Origin of the sequence: Actinomadura napierensis (genome assembly GCF_039529375.1) — a bacterium.
Taxonomy (GTDB): domain Bacteria; phylum Actinomycetota; class Actinomycetes; order Streptosporangiales; family Streptosporangiaceae; genus Spirillospora; species Spirillospora napierensis.
This window is the reverse complement of the sequence record NZ_BAAAMR010000240.1, coordinates 1-3,150: the sequence shown is the minus strand read 5'-3', so window position 1 is coordinate 3,150 and position 3,150 is coordinate 1. Positions and strand designations below refer to the sequence as shown.

Here is a 3,150-nt window from a genome sequence, read left to right as displayed (position 1 = left end):
GAAGCCGACGCCCTGACCCCGGACAATCCCTACGACGTCCACTCCCTGGACACCTCACACGTCGGGTTCCTCCTCCGAGCAGCGGAGGTGGCGGCCATCCTCGACCAGCAATCACTCTGACGATGACCGCCGCCGCCGTGCGGACCGGCTGGTGAACCGGCGCCACGGTGCTTCACTAGCCGCACGGCTCTGAGTTCGGCGCAGCGCGGCAGGGCGAACCTGCCGCGCTGCGCGGTGGTCACCGGCCTTCGAGACCGTTCTCGGCGATGCCCCCGGGTGTTGCCAGAACTCATCAACACGGCAACCTGACGATCAGGGGTGTTGCCAGAACTCATCGACAAACGTTGCCGCTAGCTGGGATCTGACTCAAAGTCCGTGAAGCGATTACGGAGCGCGAGGGTTCAAGCTTCAGGGGTTCACGGAGTCGCAGTTGAGTAACTGCCCGCGCATAGATGCGGCCGCGAGGTCATTGTGCTGCATTCCCGCAGGGTCTAGGCACCCTGCTGTGTCGATTTGCTGTTCCCGCATCTGCAGCAGGTCGCGTCAACAGCGGCGTCGTCTGACCGCCACAGCACCCCGAGGAGCCATGGTGCCCCGGAGACTCCGGGGCACCATGGCGATCCGCGACCGCCCCTAGGAACGCCGCGTCCACGACGACGGTCGGCGCGAGATGCCGACCTCCAGCTATTGATCTTGACCAATAATCGTTTTACCGTGGCCCAGTCCGCTTGTTGATCTTCGGGGGCGTCCGGTCGCCCCAGGCGGACCGAAGGAGGCTTCACCCCATGCCCTCCACTTCGTCGCGCCCGGGCGCCATGTCCCCGCGCCGCTCCCTGCCGGTCCTCGTCGCCGCGGCCGCCGCGCCCCTGGCGCTGGCCACACCGGCCGCGCACGCCGCCACCAGCACATGGCGCGTCACCACCACTGCCGACACCAGCTTCAAGTCCACCGCCGACGTGACACTGCGCACGGCGGCCGGCGCGACCTTGTTCACCTGCGCCGGCGCCGGGCAGTACGGCTCCATACCCAAGCTGACGTCCGCCGCCGCCACCCCGGTCGTCATCAAGACCGGTAACGTGATCGGCACTTGCGCGGACTCCCACGGCACGCGGAGCACCTTCTTCGGCGGCACGCCCGCCTTCGGAACCATCGGCTACACCGCGACCGGCTACAACGCCACCACCGGCACCAGCACCCTCACCGGCGCCAACACCGACGGCATTCCCATAACCGTGGCGTTCTCCACCGCCGACTGCGCCATCTACATCAATAAGATCGCCGCGACCTACACCAACAGCACCCACACTTTGAAGCTCACCAGCGGCACGGTCTCGCGTGTCTCCGCCGGCTGCTTCGCAGGCACGGTGAAGGTCAACGACACTCTCGTCCTCACCGGCGACTTCAAGATGGACCCAGCCGTCACCATCACCCGCACCACCACCTAATGGTGGACCGCTCGATTATTGAGTTACGTGGCCTTAGCTGTAGTTATGCGGTGTGATGGTATTCGTTGATCATGCCCGTGACGACGGGTCTTCGCCGGATGGATCGCAGGTCGTTGAGTTCAACCGGGTCTGGGGGCTGGGCTTCGGTGTCCGGGGGGCGTTGGTTTCGAGCTTGGTGCGGCCGATGGCCGTTGTAGTGATCCAGGTACTCGCCGAGCACCAAGACCAGGTTCCGCTCCCCCAGGATCAACACCCGGTCCAGCAGTTCGCGACGAAGGTTCCGACCACCCGTTCGCAGATAGCGTTCATCCGCAGCGTCCGCGGAAGGGTCCTGATGATCCGGACGCCTTCGGCTTTGAACACCTCATCGAAGGCGCCGGTGAAGACCGGGTCGCGGTCGTGGACGAGGAAGCGTAGCGTCCCGATGCGGTCGGCCAGGTCCATGGCCAGGTTCCGGGCCTGCTGCACCACGCCCCGATCGGGTATGCCGTCACGCCACCCAGATGGAGCCTGCGGGTGCCGTGCTCGAGGAACACCAGCACGTACAACCGCTTGAGCAGCACCGTCTCCACCACCAGGAAGTCACAGGCGATGATCGCGTGAGCCTGGGCGGTCAGGAACTGCCGCCAGGTCGGCCCCTCCCGCCGCGGTGCTGGGTCGATGCCGGCGGCGCGTAACACTTGCCACACTGTGGAGGCGGCGATCGCGTGACCGAGCCGGGCCAGCTCGCCCTTGATTCTTCTATGACCCCAGGCTGGGTTCTCGCGCGCCATCCGCACGATCAGCGTCTTGATCGGAACACCGGTGGGTGGACGTCCCGGCCGGCGCCGGTCAGCGTAAGTCCATTTGCGGGCGACCAGGTGGCGGTGCCAGCGAAGAATCGTGGCCGGGGTGACCGGGAAGATCTCCGCCCACCGGCGGCGGCGAACCAGCCGGGACAACGCCGCCAACCACAGCCGGTCGCCGTGATCCCACCGCGGCCGACCGCCCAGCCGACGACGCAGCACCTGATTCTCGTGCTGCAGCACAAGCAACTCGACGTCCTTGGACGGATCCGACCGAACCAGCACCCCCAACACGCCGAACAGGCACCTCACCAATCGGTACAGCAGCGACAGCAACACCTCGAGATGGCCCCGACCAAACATGTGATCCCGCAGCGAGACCCCAGGTCAAAGCATGAATCGAGTTTCCGAGCGCCACACCATCCAACTGTGGGACCTTCGCGACCCCACACACCCCACGGCGCTGGGACAACCGCTCAGCGGCCACACCCTGCCCGTGCGAGGGGTCAGCCTTGCTCCCGACGGCCACACCCTCGCCAGCCTCGGCCACGACAGCACCCTGCGACTATGGGAGACCTCCGACCCCGCACACACCACACCGATCGGCAACCCGCTGACCGCCGGCCACACCAACGGTCTCAACAGCCTCGCCTACAGCCCCGACGGCCACACCCTGGCCGCCGCCAGCGACGACCATCTAGTCCGGCTGATCTCCACCGGTCTCCGCCACGTCATGAAACGCATCTGTGCCACCACCAACACCCTTACCGCACCCCAATGGGCGCGGTTCTTCCGACAGCTCCCCGTCAAACCATCCTGCCGCTGACCGCCCGCACCGTCACTGGGGACTGTCTGAAAGTCTGTGGGTGAGGCGGTGATCGGTTTTCAGTTCAGGGTGATGCGGTCACCGTAGTGCAGCG

Annotated in this window: 3 protein-coding genes; 2 read left to right on the top strand and 1 reads right to left on the bottom strand. The window is 66.1% G+C overall.

What is annotated here, in order from left to right:
- Positions 1 to 785 precede the first annotated feature (785 nt).
- A complete protein-coding gene (locus ABD296_RS49080; RefSeq protein WP_344285327.1) occupies positions 786 to 1,445 on the top strand; it encodes a hypothetical protein in 660 nt (219 codons plus the stop codon).
- 305 nt (positions 1,446 to 1,750) lie between these two features.
- On the opposite strand, the gene ABD296_RS49075 is transcribed toward ABD296_RS49080, so the two are convergent.
- Entirely contained in the window at positions 1,751 to 2,569 is an 819-nt protein-coding gene (locus tag ABD296_RS49075) for a hypothetical protein (protein WP_344285324.1), read from the bottom strand.
- A 55-nt stretch (positions 2,570 to 2,624) separates the two neighbouring features.
- On the opposite strand from ABD296_RS49075, the gene ABD296_RS49070 reads away from it, so the two are divergent.
- Entirely contained in the window at positions 2,625 to 3,056 is a 432-nt protein-coding gene (locus ABD296_RS49070; RefSeq protein ID WP_344285321.1) for a WD40 repeat domain-containing protein, read from the top strand.
- Positions 3,057 to 3,150: the final 94 nt, after the last annotated feature.